This is a genomic window from Pseudoduganella sp. S-14 (assembly GCF_049913285.1).
Lineage (GTDB): Bacteria > Pseudomonadota > Gammaproteobacteria > Burkholderiales > Burkholderiaceae_D > Rugamonas.
On sequence record NZ_CP183991.1, the window covers coordinates 189,205 to 205,151 of the forward strand.

Consider the following 15,947-nt stretch of genomic DNA (forward strand, 5'->3'; position numbering starts at 1 on the left):
GGATCACAGGCTGGGTTTGGTTTCAGCCGGTTCCGGCATTATAGCCTGAGGCTGCTTTGGAGCCTCGTCCTCCACTTCAGGCTGCTTCTGCTTGTCCTTCGGACCGTCTTCGCCATCGTAAACCTGGCTGTTACGGCGCTGCATCCAACCGTCGCGGATGAACTCGTAACGGTCGAGGGCGGCATCTTCCAGCAGCGTGGAGGCGTCCAGCAGAGCTGCACGCTGATCCACAACACGGGTAACGGTGCCGATGTTGCGCACGTTGACAGGATCTTTGTATTGCCATGGATCGGCGCTGATATCCACCGGCAGGGCGGCCGTATCGCGCACGGTGGACGGGCCCAGCAGCGGCAGCATCAGGTAAGGGCCGGACGGCACGCCCCAGGAGCCCAGCGTCTGGCCAAAGTCTTCTTTATGTTTTTGCAAACCTGCTTCGGAAGCAATATCGAGCACGCCCAGCAGGCCAAAGGTCGAGTTGAATGCCACGCGCATCAAGTCCGACATGCCATCGCCAACCTTGCCTTGCAGCAGGTTGTTGGCGGCGGTCCAGACGTCAGCCAGGTTGCCGAAGAAATTGCTCACGCCAGTCTGGAAGAAGCCCGGGGTGACGTTCTTGTAGACGGTGGCGGTCGGCTTCAGCGCGTACTCGTCCACCTTGTCGTTGAAGTTGAACACGGCACGGTTATAGCCTTCGAACGGATCGCGCGGGTTCGGGCCGGCGCAGCCGCCCAGCGTGCCGACGACGGCCAGGCTCAGGGCGAGTGTACGGAATTTGCTCATTGGGAGTCCTTTCCTTCGGCTGCCTTGCTATAGATGAACTGGTTGATCAGGTCTTCCAGCACGGTTGCGGACTGGGTGCGGGCGATACGGTCGCCGGCCACCAAGTTTTTCTCGTCGCCACCGGCTTCGATGCCGATGTACTGCTCGCCCAGCAGGCCGGCGGTCAGGATCTTGGCCGAGCTGTCTTTAGGAAACTTGAAGCCCTCTTCCATATCCAGCGTCACCACGGCTTTATACACCTTGTCGTCAAAACCGACCGACGCTACACGGCCAACCACCACGCCGGACGCCTTGACGGCAGCCTGCGGGCGCAGCGAGCCGATGTTGTCGAAACGGGCGGTCACCTGGTAGGTCTTGCCCATGGTCATCGAGCCAAGGTTGCCGGCCTTGAGTGCCAGGAACATGAGGGCGGCAGCGCCCATCACGATGAACAGACCAACCCAAACGTCGAGAGATTTACGTTGCATACATTTATTCCTTATTTACTGAACATCAGCGCCGTCAGCATGAAGTCGAGCCACCAGATCATCAGCGAAGAGATGACCACAGTGCGCGTCGTCGCACCGGAAACGTCTTCCGGGGTAGGCTGGGCTTCATAGCCCTGGTACAGCGCGATATAAGTGATGGCTACGCCGAACACCACACTTTTCACGAATCCATTGAACACATCTTTCCACACGTCCACGCCGCCCTGCATCTGCGACCAGAACGCCCCCTCGTCGACACCGATCAAGCCAACGCCGATCAGGTAACCGCCGAGGATACCGACCGCACTGAACATGCCTGTCAGCAGCGGAACTGAAATTACGCCAGCCCAGAAACGCGGCGCCAGCACGCGCTGGATCGGGTTCACGGCCATCATTTCCATGGCCGACAACTGTTCGCCCGCCTTCATCAGGCCGATTTCCGCGGTCAGCGAAGTGCCGGCGCGGCCGGCAAACAGCAGGGCCGTGATGACCGGTCCCAGTTCGCGGGTCAGGCCCAGCGCCACCAGCAAGCCCAGCGATTCGGAAGCGCCGTATTTGTTGAGGGTGTAATAGCCCTGCAGACCCAGCACCATGCCGACGAACAGGCCGGACAGAATAATGATCAGCAGCGAATAGTTACCGATCACGTGCAGCTGCTCGACCAGCAGGCGCGGACGGCGCAGCAGGCCAGGCGACAGCCCCAGCATCGTGAAGAAAGTACGTGCGGAAAGGCCGATGCTTTCCACATAGTCGCGTGCGCCACCACCCACGCTCAGCAGGAAACGGCGCATCATTTGCGTGCTCCCAGGCCCAGGTCTTCGGCCAGCGATTTGCCCGGATAGTGGAATGGCACCGGGCCATCCGCTTCCGCGTGCACGAATTGCTTCACGTAAGGATCAGTCGAAACCATCATGTCTGCCGGAGTGCCGTGGGCAACGATCTTGCCTTGCGACAGGAAATACACATAGTCAGCGATCATGAACGACTCTTTGACGTCGTGCGAAACCAGAATCGTGGTCGAACCGAGCGCATCGTTCAGGTTGCGGATGAGGTTGGCGGTCACGCCCATCGAGATCGGGTCGAGGCCGGCGAACGGCTCGTCGTACATGATCAACTGAGGGTCGAGCGCAATCGAGCGCGCCAGCGCCACACGGCGCGCCATGCCGCCGGAAATTTCGCCCGGTTTCAGCTTGGCGGCATTGCGCAGGCCGACCGAATGCAGCTTCATCAGCACCAGGTCGCGGATCAGTTCTTCCGGCAGGTCGGTATGTTCGCGCAGGGGGAAAGCCACGTTTTCATACACGGTCAGGTCGGTAAACAGCGCGCCGTGCTGGAACAGCATGCCCATTTTGCGGCGCAGCACGTACAGTTCCTTGGTCTTCAACTGGTGAACGACCTGGCCCTCCACGCTGACGGTACCTTTTTGCGGGCGGATCTGGCCGCCGACCAGGCGCAGGACAGTGGTTTTTCCGCTGCCGGAACCACCCATGACAGCGACGACCTTCCCTCGAGGAAAGTCCATATGGAGGCCGGACAGGATGGCCCGTTTTCCATAGCTGAAGTGTAAGTCCCGGATTTCGACTAAATTTGACACGGATGTCGCTCTTTGTTCTTGAGGCCACATTGTAATTCAGAAACGCTTATCTCTGCTTGGCGCGCCGTAGCGGCCCAGGTGGCACAGCTAAAGAGGCAAATTTTACAACACTAATAACCGGAAAGTCAGCAATTTACAAATTGAAACGCTTGTTGACTGGTGTCCAGTGCTGCGAAGCAGCAAATTCCTGCTATTTTAATAACTTTGGCTCATTCATAGGAAAAAAGGCATGAAAATTCGTCGGACGGTCCTTGCGTGCTCCCTGGCGGCTATCTCGGCCCAGGCCTGGGCGGATAGCAACAAGATCGAAGTTGTTACCGTGACTGCGCAAAAGCGCAAGGAAGACCCGAACAAGGTGGCAATGAGTATTTCCGCCATCAGCGGTTCGTCCCTGCTGTCGCAGCAGGTGGACGATTTCACCGACCTGACGCGGGCAGTGCCGAATATTTCCTTCACCGCCGCCACCGGCAATGGCGGCGCCGGTCCAGGAACTTCCAATATCGAAATTCGCGGCATCAGTTCCGCAGCCGGCCAGGCCACCGTCGGCATTTACCTCGGCGACGTGTCGCTCACCGTCGGCAACCTGTACACCATGGGGACGGTGGAGCCGAAGTTCTTCGACATTGACCGCGTCGAAGTGCTGCGCGGTCCGCAAGCCACGCTGTACGGCGCCAGTTCGATGGGCGGTACCATCAAGTTCGTGCCGAACGAACCGGACCTGAAGGAGCGCGAAGTCACGGCCTACGCCGAAGCCTCGTCCACCAAAGGCGGCAGCCCGGGCTACTCCACCAATGTGGTCGGCAACTTTCCGCTCATCGACAACGAACTGGCGCTGCGCATCGGCGCACAAGCCCAGCGCTCCGGTGGTTTCATCGACCAGGTCGATGGCGATGGCAAGGTACTGGCCAGCGATATCAACAAGATCAACGACCAGGAGCTTCGCGTTGCGCTGAAATGGGCGCCGACCCGCGACCTGACTGTCACGCCATCCATCTACTACCAGCGCGTGGATGCCAAGGATATCGCCGCCTTCAACCTGGACCGCCCGCCCTACCAAGCGCAAAAGCAGGTGCGCGAACCATCCATCGACAAGCTGTTGACGCCGAACCTGGCAGTCAACTGGGACCTGGGTGGGGCTGACCTGACTTCCAGCACCAGCTACTTCCAGCGCAAGTTCGACCGCACCCAGAACGGCTCCGCCTACAACAGCTACTCGCTGTCGACTTTCCTGACATCGACCGACGATGGCGGCAAGGCGCCGCCGGAACTGATCGAGGCGATTGCCGGCCTGCCGTCGGCGGTGTACCTGAATAACGCAGTGCGCCAGATTTCGCAAGAATTCCGCCTGGCCTCCAAGCCTTATGCGGCAGGCGGCTCGCCGGTAACATGGCTGGCTGGCTACTACTTCTCCAACCAGCACACCAACCTGAATGAGAACGACCCGATCTTCGGCGTCAACGACACCTTCACCAGGTTTGGCTTCTCCAGCGCCGATCCTGAGTTGCTGCCGGACTCATATCCCGGCGCCTTCCCGAACGATAATTCCTTCGCCGGCGAATTCCACTACCGCGAAAAACAGCACTCAATCTTCGGCGAAGTGAATTACTACTTCTCGCCGGCGCTGCACGCCACCATTGGCGCGCGCTACCTGAAGGGCAAGTCCGCACTTGCCCAGCGCAACAGCCTCTATCTGGCCGGAGCAGGCAACAACAGCACCACCAATCTATCTTCGCATGCCTTCACCCCGAAATACGCGGTGACCTGGGAAGCTTCGCCTGACCACACCATCTACGGCTCTGTCGCCAAAGGCTTCCGTCTCGGCGGCTCCAATGTATTCGTGCCGCCAACCACCTGCGGCCCGGACCTGGAAGAAAACGGCCTGACTGCAGGCCCGCCAACCTATGCCTCGGACAGCCTGTGGAGCTACGAGGTCGGCAGCAAATCGCGCTTCATGCAAGGTCGCGTCGCCGTCAACGCCGACGTGTTCTACGTGAAGTGGAAAAACATCCAGCAAGGCGTGTACCTGCCGACCTGCGCCTACTCGTACAACGCCAATGCCGGCAACGCCACCAGCAAGGGCTTCGAATTCGACGTCAAGGCCAAGCCGATGGCCGGCCTGACCCTGAGTGCGGCCGGCGGCTACGTAAAGGCTGAACTGTCGAACGACGACGGCATCGCAAACGGCGTAGTCGGCGCAGTCAAAGGCGCGCAAGTGCAGGGCGTGCCGAAGTACAACGGCACCGTCACCGCGCAGTACAACTTCTCGACCGCCGGCGGCCGTAGTGCATTTGTGATGGGCGGGGTGCAGTGGGTCGGTCCAAGCAAAGGCTCGCTCAACCCCGAGCAGACCGACTACGAGCGTCCTTCGTACCACACGGCTAACTTCAGCGCCGGCATTTCGATTGAACGCTACCAGTTGACCGCATTCGTGAAGAACGCCTTCGACGAAGACAAGGTGATCCAACACCCACAAGTCGCCTCGATCGTGCAAGGCTACCGCCTGGCGCCGCGCAGCATCGGCATGAGCATCGCTGCAAAGTTCTAAAGGAGAGATGGCGCTATGTACAAACGGATCTTGCTGTTATTTTTTCTAGCGGCCCATGCAGCACTTGCATCCGCTGCTAGCGATCGTGAACTGGAAGAGGGCCTGGCGAACGCGCTTCGCCTTAAACCCGGCACTACCGAACGTACCCGAGACTCCGGCAAAGCCATTCAAGCGTATATGCGTGAAGGAGTCGTGAACAAGCGGCCAAACGATCGCTGGGACTACACCGATTACTATCAGGTGATGAAACCGGCTTCTTTCATGGGACATGACCTCGTCGTCATCGAAGAGGAATACATGTCGAAGTTTATTGGCTGCTGTGTCAATCCGGGAGCTGGCGTCACGGTCAGGCTCAATGGTAGCTCACACAACCTGGAAAAATTCGCCAAAGCTAACATGTGCTCAATTGATGACAACGTAAGCGTCAAGGAAGGGTTGCGCGGCGTGCGAAACAAGACGGCGCTGCGCAAAGGACGATACGCAACTTTGAGCTGTCGCGATAACGACACCCGTCGCTAACCTGATAGGGAACCAAGGCAGTACATCATGGCCGAAAAAGACGACGACAATTCCCTCAGCATGCGCGTAGCGGTGGTGGTGGCGATTCTTGCCACCTTCATGGGCATCTGCAAGGTCAAGGACGACAACATCAACCAGGCCATGCAACAAGCCCAGGCCAATAAGGTGGATCACTGGTCCTTCTACCAGGCCCGCAACATCCGCGAAGAAGTCGCCAACTCGACCATCGTTCAGCTCAAGCTGGCCAAGGCCGGGCGACCGGCGAGCGAACAGGCCGCATATGACGAGGCCATTGCCGGCTATATCAATCTGGCAGAAGGCTGGCAATGTCCAACATTGTGCCCTTACTCAAATCTGCCGCGGTCCTCGTCATGTCGATCAGGCACGGCCTAGCTCCTGCTAATCGGCGAGTTTTCGAGATTTCTGCCAATGAAACTATCGAATTGGCAAAGTCGTTCGGCCTTGAGATGACGCTGATTGCCCGCATGCCGTCAATACAGCCACTAATTGCCAAGCAGGCGTCACCTGGTCCTGGTTAGCCGTCAAGCGAAGTTATGCGCCATAGACCTTAGCCAGGATTGCGACCACCCCCAGCACGACGGTATATAGCATGCCTGTGAGGATGCGAATTTCGACGCGAACACCGCGAATCTCCGCCCGAACATCGCGGAAATTCTCCCTTGCCTCCGCCCGAAAGTCGCGAAAGTTCTCTCGTGCATCGTCCCTGAGCTGGCTTAACATTTCTGACTGGTTTTCAGTGAAAACTTCGAGCCGCACCGCTCGGTTTTCAACGTCACCATTCGGCTTACGCGTGGGATCGCCATTCATCAGCTGCCTCGCTTTGAAATGCATGCACCGAGTTTACGCTCATGAGGCAGATCGTCAAGCGCACTGGGCTGTACGCTTGACGGGTGCGAAGATCAGTTCACCGTGATCTTGCCAGTGCCTGCATTACTTAAGACCGATGCCTTAACGGCCGACGCGGCCAATGGAGAGACCGAATACGGCACACTCCAGCCGACCTGGTTGCTGAAGCTGCATTTGGTCGAGAGGTTGAGTGCTGCGCCGTTCAACAGCGAACCGGCATCCGTGATCGCGCCAGTCTTGCTGGAGGAGCCAGGGTTGGTCACGACTTGCGGGCAGCTCGTGGCGCCGGCGATGTCAAACGCGTTGTTCTGCGAAATAATCTTGGCCTTGTAGGCGACACCGATGCTGTAGTGGTTCGGGTAGACCGGGTGCGAACGGGAGCCCTCGAAGTAATTGTTATACAGGTGTACCTTGCCGAACCGTACGCGAGGTCCACGTTCCGCAACATTCAGGAAGTGGTTATTGTGAAAGGTTACGGTCAAGTGGCCGTCGTCAGTGGTCTTGCTGTCAGAAGAACCGATCAAGTTGTTCTTCTGGTGCAGCTCGAAGCGGTTGTTCGACACGGTCACGTAGTCTGAGCCGTTCTTCACATCCAGCGCGCCGTCGTGACATTGCTTGACCTTGCCGTTTTCGACTGGCAGCTTGTCGTCCGTGATCGAGCCGTCGGTGAAGACGTTGTGGTCGACCCACACGTTGCGCGAGTTCGAGATGGTGATGCCATCGTATTCCGAGTTCCAGTTGCCGCTGCTGCCGTCGTTCGGATCCCAGACCGGGTAGAGCGAGCAGGGGTTCTGAATCGTGAGGTTGCGCACAATGACGTTCTGCACACCGTTCAGCACGATGTTGCCGTTCACCAGGCGAGCGTCATTGCCGACACCGATCAGGGTAGTGTTGCTGCCTGGTTTGATCTGCAGGCGCAGTCCTTCGTCGGTGGCGCTGGTGAATGGACCGCCATTGTCGGCCGCGGCCATGTTGATGGTGCCCTGCAGCTTGATGATCTTCGGATTGTTGCCTTGCGCTTTCAGGGCAGCGACCAGTTGCGACCCAGTATTGACCAGGTAGATGGCCGATGCCGGTGCCGCGGCGCCGCCGGTGGTGCCGCCACCTTGACCTGCCCAACCAGTGGAAGGTGCGGCTTCCTTGGTGGCGTTAGCTGCCGGCGCTGGTGCAGGGGTTGGGTCCGGGGTTGGCGTCGGGGTCGGCGTTGGCGTGGTGCTGGACAGTGGCCCCACGGCGCACTTCTTGGTCACGCCTGGATAAGGATCGCTGCCAAACGTGCTGGTAGCGCACAGGATGTCGCCAGCGAGCGTCTTGACGACCCATTTGTCCTTGATGCCATAGGAAACCTGTCGACTGCTGGTGCCGACCTTGCAGGTACCGTCCTGGTCAGCGCATTTGGAATAGCCACTGGGCCAGTCGGCCGCGAATGAGCCGGCGGAATAGATCAACATCAGGGCGCCGCAAATGAAGCTTTTCTTCATAGCCTAGATATCTCCGAAAAGTTGTTGAGGGAATTGACATGTGGGACAACCTTGTTCAAATAATCCATGTCATCAGACATCCTATAACATTACCACCAGTTACGCAAAAATATTTCCATTGGACAACTACGAAAGTGTGGCTCCAGCTATACTTTCGAAATGGACAGGCTGCCTTTGACTCTTGTCGCGTTGGCTTTCGCGATCCTTTTTCCGCTCCTCGGCTTTGTTGCCGGCGTGAAGCCGCTCTATGAACACGGAGAGAATTGGTGGCGTTCCCGCACTTCCGTGGCAGTACCGGCCCAGGTCGAATCATTGGAACGGGTCGAGCATCTCAGCAGGAAAAGAATCGCGACGTATCGGACCAAGGCCTCCTTCCGCTACACTTTCGAAGGCCGCCAATTCGTTGGCGGACAGGCCAGCTTCTATGACACCCCGGAACTTCACCGGGGCTCCCAGGACAAGTTGTACGATGAGTTAAAGAATTCTCAGCAGCGACAGTCCCTGGTCGACATCTGGGTAGATCCCAGCCGCCCCGAGCGCGCCGTTTTCAACCGTACGCTGGATTGGGAGACAACTGTCTGGAGCCTGCCATTTGCGCTGCTGTTCAACGGCTTCGGGCTGGCGGCCTGGGGCTACATCTTTAATCTGTGGCGCCCCGGGCGCAACAAGACGATGGCTGACCGGCTCCGGGAAGGGCGGCCAATGCTGATCAAAGGGGCAGACGGCACAGCGCTGCTTTTTGTCTTTGCGCTGGCCTGGAACTCCTTTAGCTGGCCTTTCGCCACAATCGCGCTGGGACACATTCGCGCAAACGGCCTTTCTCTGGCGGCGATAGCGTTTCTGTTCCCAATCGCTGGCCTGGGTCTCATCCTGCTCACCTGGATGCAGTTTCGGAATCGATGGTTAGCTGGACGGCCCGTTCTCGAAATTACCGGCCTTTCGCCGCTGCGTGGGTCCATCCATTTCAGCCCGGCGATCGGGCAGCGGTCGCCGCCACTTGAGCTGATGCATCATGTCAGCATCAGCCTTCGATTAGTGAAGAGCGCCAGAAGCAGCCAGAATAAGCCGATCAAGATTTGGGAACATTGCTTGCAGGACGGGCCGGTAGCCCGCGGCACCAAAGTCCTGGATTTCGTGGCCGGTCCACCACGCGAGCGCATGGGGGAACAGCTTGAACTCGTGCTTGAGCTGGCGGGCGCGAACTATTCGTTCCATTTGCCACGCAGCCGCTAGGTCCCGCCAAACACCTTCACAATCAATGCGTGGTGCCGGTCTACGCTCATGGAAAACATCGTCAAGCGCACAGGGCTGTGCGCTTGACGTGAGGCGGGATTAACGCGGCAGGACGGAACTGCCCATCAGGTACTCGTCGACAGCGCGGGCGCACTGACGGCCTTCGCGGATCGCCCATACCACCAGCGACTGGCCGCGGCGCATGTCGCCTGCTGCGAACACGCCGGGCTTGCTGGTCTTGTAGCTGTTGTCGCCTTCAGTTGCAGCGCGGGCGTTGCCGCGTGCGTCCTTGTCGACACCGAAAGCGTCCAGCACCTGCTGCACCGGCGAGACGAAGCCCATGGCCAGCAGCACCAGGTCGGCCTTCATTTCGAATTCCGAGTTCGGCACTTCGGTCATCTTGCCGTCTTTCCATTCGACGCGGCAGGCGATCAGCTTTTCAACCTTGCCGTTCTTCCCTTCAAGGCGCTTGGTGGCGACGGCCCAGTCACGTTCGCAGCCTTCTTCGTGCGAAGAGGAGGTGCGCAGCTTGGTCGGCCAGTACGGCCATACCAGCGGCTTGTTTTCCTGCTCCGGCGGCATCGGCATCAGTTCGAACTGGGTGACGCTGGCAGCGCCGTGGCGGTTCGAGGTGCCGACGCAGTCGGAACCGGTATCGCCGCCGCCGATCACGACCACGTGCTTGCCGGTGGCCTTGATCTGGTCCTTGACCTTGTCGCCGGCATTGACCTTGTTCTGCTGCGGCAGGAAGTCCATCGCGAAGTGGACGCCTTTCAGTTCGCGGCCTGGCACTGGCAAGTCGCGCGGGGCTTCGGCGCCGCCGGCCATCACCACGGCGTCGAAATCCTTTTCCAGGTCTTCAGGGAAGATGGTTTCCTTGGCGCTGTTGGCCACGGCGGCAGGGAAGTCCTTGCCGATCAGGACGGAGGTGCGGAACTTTACGCCTTCTGCTTCCATTTGCTCGACGCGGCGGTCGATGTGGTGCTTCTCCATCTTGAAGTCAGGGATGCCGTAGCGCAGCAGGCCGCCGATACGGTCGGCCTTCTCGAACACGGTCACGTCATGGCCGGCGCGCGCCAGCTGCTGCGCAGCAGCCAGGCCCGCAGGACCCGAGCCGACCACGGCAACCTTCTTGCCGGTCTTGACTTCGGCCGGCTGCGGCACGACCCAGCCGTGCTCCCAGCCTTCGTCGATGATCTTGTGCTCGATCGACTTGATGCCGACCGGCAGCTCGTGAATGCCCAGGGTACAGGCGCTCTCGCACGGCGCCGGACAGATACGGCCCGTGAACTCCGGGAAGTTGTTGGTCGAGTGCAGCGTGTTCAGCGCTTCGCGGTAGTGGCCGCGATAAACCAGGTCATTCCAGTCCGGGATGATGTTGTTGACCGGGCAGCCCGAGTTGCAGAACGGGATGCCGCAATCCATGCAGCGCGCGCCCTGCACCTTGGCCTGGTCGTTGGTCAGGTGGATGACGAATTCTTTGTAGTTCTTGAGGCGAGCCTCGGGTGCCAGGTAGCCTTCTTCCTGGCGCTGGAATTCCATGAAACCGGTGATCTTACCCATTTTTCTGATCCTCTCTTACGCTGCGATTGCTTGAGTTTCCGCTTCGATCGCGGCGTTGTCTGCCATTTCTACCAGGGCGCGTTTGTACTCGCTCGGGAACACTTTGACGAACTTGGAACGGCTCTCATTCCAGTTGTCGAGCAACAGGCGCGCGCGCGTGCTGCCGGTGTGTTTGAAGTGGCGCTCAATCAAGCGTTTGAGGATGGTTTCATCGGCCTCCGGTTCGCCATTGCGATGCTGGCTGTGCCAGGTGGCTTTGTCGACCAGCTGGTCGGCTGCCGCCTTCACTTCTTCCAGGCTCACCATCGACATATTACACTTGCTATGGAACTCGCCGTCCGGGTCGTACACGTAGGCGATACCGCCCGACATGCCCGCGGCGAAGTTGCGGCCGGTGGCGCCCAGCACGACCACGGTACCGCCGGTCATGTATTCGCAACCGTGGTCGCCCAGGCCTTCCACAATCGCGGTGGCGCCGGAGTTACGAACGGCGAAACGCTCGCCGGCTACGCCGTTGATGAAGGCTTCCCCGGCAACGGCGCCGTACATGACGGTGTTGCCAACAATAATGTTGTTCACAGCCCAGCCACGGAACTCGGTATTCGGACGCACGATAATGCGGCCGCCCGACAGGCCCTTGCCCACGTAATCGTTGCCTTCACCCACCAGGTCGATGGTGATGCCCGCTGCCAGGAAGGCCGCAGCCGACTGGCCTGCGGTGCCTTGCAGCTGGATGTGGATGGTGTCGTCCGGCAGGCCGGCGTGGCCGTATTTCAGGGCCACTTCGCCCGACAGCATGGTGCCGACGGTGCGGTTGACGTTTTTCACCGGCGAGATGAAGGACACGCGCTCGCCTTTTTCCAGTGCTGGCTTGGCTTGTGCGATCAGCTTCAGGTCCAGCGCCTTGTCCAGGCCGTGGTCCTGTTCTTCGCTGTGATAAATCGACATGCCGTCGTCCACCTTCGGCTGGTAGAACACGTTGCTGAAGTCAAGACCCTGCGCCTTCCAGTGGGTGATGGCTTTCGACTTGTCCAGCAAGTCGGCGCGGCCAATCAGTTCTTCGAAGGTGCGGATGCCCAGTTGCGCCATCAGCTGGCGCGCTTCCTCGGCGACGAAGAAGAAGTAGTTCACCACGTGCTCAGGCTTGCCCTGGAACTTCTTGCGCAGTTCCGGATCTTGCGTCGCAACGCCGACCGGGCAGGTGTTCAGGTGGCACTTGCGCATCATGATGCAGCCTTCCACCACCAGCGGCGCGGTGGCGAAACCGACTTCGTCGGCGCCCAGCAGGGCAGCGATCACCACGTCGCGGCCGGTACGCATCTGGCCGTCGGCCTGGACGCGCACGCGGCTGCGCAGGCCGTTCAGCACCAGCGTCTGCTGGGTTTCGGACAGGCCCAGCTCCCATGGCGTACCGGCATGCTTAACGGAGGACAGCGGCGATGCGCCGGTGCCGCCGTCATGGCCAGCCACCACGATGTGGTCAGCCTTGGCTTTCGACACGCCGGCTGCCACGGTGCCGATACCGACTTCCGACACCAGCTTGACCGAGATCGAAGCGCGTGGGTTGGCGTTCTTCAGGTCGTGGATCAGCTGCGCCAAATCCTCGATCGAGTAGATGTCGTGGTGCGGCGGCGGCGAGATCAGGCCCACGCCCGGTACCGAGAAGCGCAGCTGCGCAATGTATTCGGACACCTTGTGGCCCGGCAGTTGACCGCCTTCGCCCGGCTTGGCGCCCTGCGCCATCTTGATCTGGATCTGGTCTGCGGAGTTCAGGTACTCCGCGGTCACGCCGAAGCGGCCAGATGCCACCTGCTTGATGCGCGAACGCAGCGAGTCGCCTTCCTGCAGCGGGATATCCGCTTCAACCTGGTCCTTGCCCAGCTCGGAAGCCAGCGTCGCACCGACCTTGATCGGGATGCCTTTCAGCTCATTGCTGTAACGGCGTGGATCTTCGCCGCCTTCACCGGTGTTGGACTTGCCGCCGATGCGGTTCATGGCGATGGCCAGGGTGGCGTGGGCTTCGGTCGAGATCGAACCGAGCGACATGGCGCCGGTGGCGAAGCGCTTAACAATTTCCTTGGCCGGTTCCACTTCGTCCAGCGGAATCGCCTTGGCCGGGTCGATCTTGAATTCGAACAGGCCACGCAGGGTCAGGTGGCGCTTGGTCTGGTCGTTGATCAGTTGCGCGTACTCTTTATAGGTCGAGTAGTTGTTCGAGCGGGTCGAGTGCTGCAGTTTGGCGATGGCGTCCGGCGTCCACAGGTGGTCTTCGCCGCGCACGCGGTAGGCGTATTCGCCGCCGGCGTCCAGCGCGTCAGCCAGCACCGGGTCGTTGCCGAAGGCCAGTTTGTGCAGGCGCAGGCCTTCCTCGGCCACCTCGAACAGGCCAATGCCTTCCACGTTCGACTGGGTGCCGCGGAAGTACTTGTCGACCAGCTGGCGGTTCAGGCCAACGGCTTCGAAGATCTGCGCTCCGCAGTAGGACATGTAGGTGGAGATGCCCATCTTCGACATCACCTTCATCAAGCCTTTGCCGACAGCCTTGGTGTAGTTGTAGATGGCGGTTTCCGGTGTCAGGTCGCCCGGCAGCGAGTGGGCCAGTTCAGCCAGCGATTCCATCGCCAGGTAAGGGTGAACCGCTTCTGCGCCGTAGCCGGCCAGCAGGGCGAAGTGGTGGGTTTCGCGGGCCGAGCCGGTTTCCACCACCAGGCCGGTGGAGGCACGCAGGCCTTTGCTCACCAGGTGCAGGTGGATGGTGGAGGTGGCCAGCAGGGCTGGGATCGCCACTCGGTCAGGGCCGACGGAGCGGTCGGAAATGATCAGGATGTTGTGGCCGGACTTCACCGCGTCCACAGCTTCTGCGCACAGCGATGCCAGCGACGCTTCCACGCCTTCCTTGCCCCAGGCCAGCGGATAGCAGATGCTCAGCTCATAGGACTTGAATTTGCCGCCGGTGTGCTGGCTGATGGTGCGCAGGCGCGCGATGTCGTCGAAGCCCAGTACTGGCTGCGACACTTCAAGGCGCATTGGCGGGTTGACGTTGTTGGTATCGAGCAGGTTCGGTTTCGGGCCGATGAAGGACACCAGCGACATCACCATCGCCTCGCGGATCGGGTCGATCGGCGGGTTGGTCACTTGCGCGAACAGCTGCTTGAAGTAGTTGTACAGCGGCTTCAGCTTGTTGGACGTGACGGCCAGCGGGGAGTCGTTACCCATCGAGCCGACAGCTTCTTCGCCATTGATCGCCATTGGCGCCAGGATGAAGCGCATGTCTTCCTGGGTATAGCCGAACACCTGCTGACGGTCCAGCAGCGAGGCGGCCTGCTTTTCGCCGCCGGCCGGACCGTACTTGGCCACATTGGCCGCGGTCTGGCTCTCGCTCATTTTCAGCTCGCCCAGCTTGATGCGCACGGCGTTGATCCATGCCTTGTATGGCTTGGCGTTGGCGTAGGTATCTTTCAGTTCCTTGTCGTCGATGATCCGGCCGGCTTCCAGGTCGATCAGGAACATCTTGCCCGGCTGCAGGCGCCATTTCTGGATGATCTTCGATTCCGGGATTGGCAGCACGCCCGATTCGGACGCCATCACCACCAGGTCGTCGTCGGTCACGATGTAGCGGGCAGGACGCAGGCCATTGCGGTCCAGGGTGCCGCCGATGTAGCGGCCGTCGGTGAAGGCCATGGCGGCCGGGCCGTCCCATGGTTCCATCATCGATGCGTAATATTCGTAGAAGGCCTTGCGGTTGTCGTCCATCAGCGTGTGGTTTTCCCACGCTTCCGGAATCATCATCATCATCGCCTGCGCCAGCGGGTAGCCAGCCATCAGCAGCAGTTCCAGCGCGTTGTCGAAGCAGGCGGTGTCGGACTGGCCTTCGTAGATCAGCGGGAACAGCTTCTGCAGGTCGTCGCCCAGCACGGCGGACTTCATCACGCCTTCGCGGGCGCGCATCCAGTTGAAGTTACCCTTCACGGTGTTGATCTCGCCGTTGTGCGCAATCAGGCGGTATGGGTGGGCCAGCGGCCATTCAGGGAAGGTATTGGTCGAGAAACGCTGGTGCACCAGCGCCAGCGCGGAGATGCAGCGCGGATCCTGCAAGTCCTTGTAGTACACGCCCACCTGGTCGGCCAGCAGCAGGCCTTTGTACACGACGGTACGAGCCGACATGGACGGTACGAAGAATTCCTTGCCGTGGATCAGTTTCAGCGCCTGGATCGCGTGGCCGGACGATTTGCGGATCACGTACAGCTTGCGCTCGAGCGCGTCGGTCACCATCACGTCCTGGCCGCGGCCGATGAAGATCTGGCGGATGACCGGTTCCTTTTCGCGCACGCGCGGCGACATCGGCATTTCCGAGTCGATCGGCACGTTACGCCAGCCCAGCACGACCTGACCTTCGATACGCACAGCGCGTTCAATTTCCTGTTCGCAAGCGATGCGGGAAGCGTTTTCCTTCGGCAGGAACACCATGCCGACGCCGTATTCGCCTGGCGGCGGCAGTTCGACACCCTGCTTGGCCATTTCGTCGCGGTAGAACTGGTCCGGAATCTGGATCAGGATGCCGGCGCCGTCGCCCATCAGCTTGTCCGCTCCGACCGCGCCCCTGTGGTCCAGGTTCTTCAGGATCAGCAGACCCTGTTCGACGATCGAGTGGCTCTTGTTGCCTTTGATGTGGGCGACGAAACCGACGCCACAGGCGTCATGTTCGTTGGCTGGGTTGTACAAACCTTGCGCTTGCATGCGATTCTCCGCTGAATTTTTGGTCACGAAAATCCAGAGTAATGCAGTGCACAAAATCGCGCAAGAAAAACAAATAGGGTCGGAGTCGAATTAAATCAGCGGCAGTCGCTTGAAAATTAAATTAGGGACAGAGTGGCAGCCAAACCCGGGTGAACCGGTGT

The 15,947-nt window shown here is 59.9% G+C and carries 12 protein-coding genes; 4 read left to right on the top strand and 8 right to left on the bottom strand.

The genetic code is table 11. The annotated features are described in order from the left end of the window. Window positions 1-3: 3 nt before the first annotated feature. The 4 genes from ACN9MZ_RS00850 to ACN9MZ_RS00865 are packed head-to-tail and all read right to left on the bottom strand — an operon-like array spanning window position 4 to window position 2,841. Window positions 4-780 carry an MlaA family lipoprotein gene (locus ACN9MZ_RS00850; protein ID WP_426340462.1) on the bottom strand — a complete coding sequence of 259 codons (777 nt, stop codon included), beginning with the start codon at window positions 778-780 and terminating at the stop codon, window positions 4-6. Beyond that, the gene (gene mlaD / locus ACN9MZ_RS00855) at window positions 777-1,247 is read right to left on the bottom strand and encodes an outer membrane lipid asymmetry maintenance protein MlaD (RefSeq protein WP_426340463.1); all 471 of its coding nucleotides are present in this window, start codon (window positions 1,245-1,247) and stop codon (window positions 777-779) included. The genes ACN9MZ_RS00850 and mlaD overlap by 4 nt, the downstream gene beginning before the upstream one ends. An 11-nt stretch (window positions 1,248-1,258) precedes the next feature. Beyond that, window positions 1,259-2,041 (bottom strand): lipid asymmetry maintenance ABC transporter permease subunit MlaE, encoded by a 783-nt coding sequence (gene mlaE / locus ACN9MZ_RS00860; RefSeq protein ID WP_090435822.1) that lies wholly within the window; start codon window positions 2,039-2,041, stop codon window positions 1,259-1,261. Then, a complete protein-coding gene (locus ACN9MZ_RS00865) occupies window positions 2,038-2,841 on the bottom strand; it encodes an ABC transporter ATP-binding protein (protein ID WP_426340464.1) in 804 nt (267 codons plus the stop codon). Before ACN9MZ_RS00865 ends, mlaE begins: the two co-directional genes overlap by 4 nt. A gap of 229 nt (window positions 2,842-3,070) precedes the next feature. On the opposite strand from ACN9MZ_RS00865, the gene ACN9MZ_RS00870 reads away from it, so the two are divergent. The 3 genes from ACN9MZ_RS00870 to ACN9MZ_RS00880 are packed head-to-tail and all read left to right on the top strand — an operon-like array spanning window position 3,071 to window position 6,298. Next, on the top strand, window positions 3,071-5,386 hold the full coding sequence (locus tag ACN9MZ_RS00870; RefSeq protein ID WP_426340465.1) for a TonB-dependent receptor: 2,316 nt from the start codon (window positions 3,071-3,073) through the stop codon (window positions 5,384-5,386). A 15-nt stretch (window positions 5,387-5,401) separates the two neighbouring features. Continuing rightward, on the top strand, window positions 5,402-5,905 hold the full coding sequence (locus tag ACN9MZ_RS00875; protein WP_426340466.1) for a hypothetical protein: 504 nt from the start codon (window positions 5,402-5,404) through the stop codon (window positions 5,903-5,905). Between the two features lie 27 nt (window positions 5,906-5,932). Continuing rightward, window positions 5,933-6,298, top strand: coding sequence for a DUF4337 family protein (locus ACN9MZ_RS00880; protein WP_426340467.1), 366 nt, complete (start codon window positions 5,933-5,935; stop codon window positions 6,296-6,298). 159 nt (window positions 6,299-6,457) lie between these two features. Here the strand turns inward: ACN9MZ_RS00880 and ACN9MZ_RS00885 are convergent, their stop codons facing one another. Next, entirely contained in the window at window positions 6,458-6,733 is a 276-nt protein-coding gene (locus ACN9MZ_RS00885; protein WP_426340468.1) for a hypothetical protein, read from the bottom strand. A gap of 92 nt (window positions 6,734-6,825) precedes the next feature. After that, a complete protein-coding gene (locus ACN9MZ_RS00890; RefSeq protein WP_426340469.1) occupies window positions 6,826-8,253 on the bottom strand; it encodes a pectate lyase family protein in 1,428 nt (475 codons plus the stop codon). A gap of 159 nt (window positions 8,254-8,412) precedes the next feature. Between ACN9MZ_RS00890 and ACN9MZ_RS00895 the strand changes: the two genes are divergently transcribed. Beyond that, window positions 8,413-9,486, top strand: a complete 1,074-nt coding sequence (locus tag ACN9MZ_RS00895) for a DUF3592 domain-containing protein (protein WP_426340470.1) — start codon at window positions 8,413-8,415, stop codon at window positions 9,484-9,486. Window positions 9,487-9,585: 99 nt separating this feature from the next. On the opposite strand, the gene ACN9MZ_RS00900 is transcribed toward ACN9MZ_RS00895, so the two are convergent. Together ACN9MZ_RS00900 and ACN9MZ_RS00905 are read right to left on the bottom strand one after the other, a co-directional pair. Next, window positions 9,586-11,049: a glutamate synthase subunit beta gene (locus ACN9MZ_RS00900; protein ID WP_426340471.1), complete on the bottom strand. Its 1,464-nt coding sequence runs from the start codon at window positions 11,047-11,049 to the stop codon at window positions 9,586-9,588. A 15-nt stretch (window positions 11,050-11,064) separates the two neighbouring features. Continuing rightward, window positions 11,065-15,786 carry a glutamate synthase-related protein gene (locus ACN9MZ_RS00905; protein ID WP_426340472.1) on the bottom strand — a complete coding sequence of 1,574 codons (4,722 nt, stop codon included), beginning with the start codon at window positions 15,784-15,786 and terminating at the stop codon, window positions 11,065-11,067. Between the last annotated feature and the right edge of the window lie 161 nt (window positions 15,787-15,947).